Consider the following 1,987-nt stretch of genomic DNA (forward strand, 5'->3'; position numbering starts at 1 on the left):
AAAATGTTCTTTTTCTTGAATTGGAAATCATTCCCACACGAGCCCTTTTGCTAAACTTTTATTTTGCCGAAAACAGACTAAATCCGCCATCCAATCCGCTTCCGGCGTTCGTTCTCTTTCTGGACTTTTCTTTCTTATCTTTTCTTCTCTTGCTTTTTGTCTCTTTTTACTCCTTTGCTACTATTGATTGCCATTTCGAAGGGGAACAGCAGGCAGGTCACGCCATCGCGCTGGAAAGAGGACACGTTCTCAAATTTGCTGCCCTCCTGCAGGATGCCGGCTTCGGTGAGCAGGCCGTTGATGCCGTCCACCCACTCCTGAGGATCGCCGCCGCAGCCCTGGAGGATGAGGCCCTCTTTATCCTCCATGTGCCGCAAGTCATCTGTGGTGATTTGCTTTACAGTGTTATCGCTCATGCTGACACCTTCCATTTTTCTTTTGATGCTGGTTTTCCCGGTTGATCGCCGGGTGGTGATCTGTCCAGGTATCCCGCAGGGATCGTCCCATATCCTTCTGGCAGGCTTCTTCCATCAGGTCAATAATCATTTTCTGTGCAGAAGGCAGAAGCGAAACAGTTTCCCACCGCTTGCCGCCGTCATAGCCATCCTCAATGCACAGCTCGGCCCGAAGAGCCTGGGAAACAGGATCATACTTGACATACAGACCACAGCTATCGTCTAAATTGGGGTACACCTGAAAGCGTCTCCCCACATCAAATCCTATTTCGATGTACGCAACGACCTCTTTCCCGGAAAAGTCCATAACCGGGTCAAGGGTAATCTCGTCTATGCCGAACGACTTTTCGTCCTGCCGCTCAAATTCATCCTGGTTATCTTCACGAATCCGCCAGAGCATATGGCCCATCTCTCCGCTGTGGTCGTAGCCGGTGATCTCGGATTCCCAATAGCCGCGCACAACCTCCAACGGATTGTCAAACCGGAGCAGAAATTCCACGTCCTCCTCATCGCAGGCGCCCAGCAGCTCCTCATGGAGCTGCTGGGCTGTGGTGATCTCCGGGGCCATAGCGATCAGCTCAGAGACCGTTTTCCCTTGGAGAGAGTCTATAAAAGCCGCATAGTTTTCATCCAGACGTTTTTTCAGTGTGTCCTGCAGTTCACCGCTCATCGCACACCCCTGCCTTTCTGGGGAGCCTGCCTGCGGGGCGGGTTGCGCCCAATGGTCTCCTGGTCGGTCTTGACCTCAATGCCCAGATCCATGGCGTGGCGGATCTCCGCCCACATCCCCGCCGTCCACTCTGCACCATAGACGTGGACTTCCTGGCAGGACTCCACCAGCCGCAGGCCCATGTCCCGTGCCGCCTGATCTTGCTGGGGATTCTCCGGGTCAGCGATGGGTGGGAACATAAGGTGGGGACAGACAGGAATGTCTCCCGCTTGGAACACTTCTTGGGCTTTCTGGCGGGCGAACTCGATATTTTTCTCCACATTCCCCCGAAGGGGAGCGCAGATATACACCAGCTTGGGGCCGTCCTGCGTCCGCTCCTGCTGCCGGTCCCGGAACATGTCCAGGTACTGCCTTGCGGCCTGCCGGATCATCTCATAGTCGGCATCGGTGGGACGGTAGGCGTACCACTCCAGCTTTCCATAGCAATCCCAGATGTGGGGAGATACTCCTTCACGGAAGTTGGGATTGCCGGGGACGGACTTCTTGCCCAGCAGATCCTTCAGCTTCAGCACCAGGGTGTCCACCGGCCCGTCCGTGCGGTTCAGGACAGTGATCTTCAGGGAATCATAGTGATCCGCATAGCCGGTGGTGATAAACCGCACCCGCACCCGCAGATCCTTTCCCAGCGTTCCAAGACAGGCTTGGCCCGAACAAGCGGGATTGTCAAAGGTTTTGCCATCTCCGAACAAATACCACAGTTCCTGCTCAAAAAAGCTGCTCATTTTTCACCTCCTACAATATAGTTACGGTATAAGGCACGGCAGCCAGCCGTGTCTTTTGTCGTCTCAAAGCTGAAGCTGTA

General features: G+C 54.4%; 2 protein-coding genes and 1 pseudogene. All 3 read right to left on the bottom strand.

Annotated features, from left to right (window positions below):
• Positions 1–194 precede the first annotated feature (194 nt).
• Positions 195–416 (bottom strand): annotated as a pseudogene (locus D1641_RS19610) (hypothetical protein); the annotation flags it as partial.
• Complete coding sequence (locus tag D1641_RS18775) at positions 406–1,125, bottom strand: hypothetical protein (RefSeq protein ID WP_160668498.1); 720 nt, start codon at positions 1,123–1,125, stop codon at positions 406–408. The gene D1641_RS18775 and the pseudogene D1641_RS19610, both read right to left, overlap by 11 nt.
• Complete coding sequence (locus D1641_RS18780; protein WP_160668500.1) at positions 1,122–1,907, bottom strand: DUF4406 domain-containing protein; 786 nt, start codon at positions 1,905–1,907, stop codon at positions 1,122–1,124. The genes D1641_RS18775 and D1641_RS18780 overlap by 4 nt, the downstream gene beginning before the upstream one ends.
• Between the last annotated feature and the right edge of the window lie 80 nt (positions 1,908–1,987).

Source organism: Colidextribacter sp. OB.20 (genome assembly GCF_009911595.1).
Lineage (GTDB): Bacteria > Bacillota > Clostridia > Oscillospirales > Oscillospiraceae > Lawsonibacter.